The sequence below is a fragment of the Amycolatopsis azurea DSM 43854 genome (assembly GCF_001995215.1).
Lineage (GTDB): Bacteria > Actinomycetota > Actinomycetes > Mycobacteriales > Pseudonocardiaceae > Amycolatopsis > Amycolatopsis azurea.
On sequence record NZ_MUXN01000038.1, the window covers coordinates 3,363 to 3,619 of the forward strand.

Genomic DNA, 257 nt, shown 5'->3' on the forward strand with positions numbered 1-257 from the left:
GGTCGAGGATGCATTCGTGCGCGACGAGGTCGTCCTGGCCGGTGTAGAGCACCGGGTAGTGCTGGTTGAGGCGCTTGGCGACGTAGTTCGCGGCGAGCACCGCGACCTGGGTCGCGGCGGTGAGCCCGCCGGCGCCCATCATCCGGACGTACGCCCAGGAGATCGGCAGGATCGACGCCGAGCCGTACGGGGCGGCGCTGATCGGGCCGACACCCGTTTCGGGACCGGCCTTCTCCAGCAGCGGGTGGTTCGGCAGG

General features: G+C 70.8%; 1 protein-coding gene. It reads right to left on the reverse strand.

Features of this window, described 5'->3' with window-relative positions:
* On the reverse strand, positions 1-257 hold a 257-nt coding region (locus B0293_RS44595; protein ID WP_407640123.1), incomplete at both ends, for a hypothetical protein.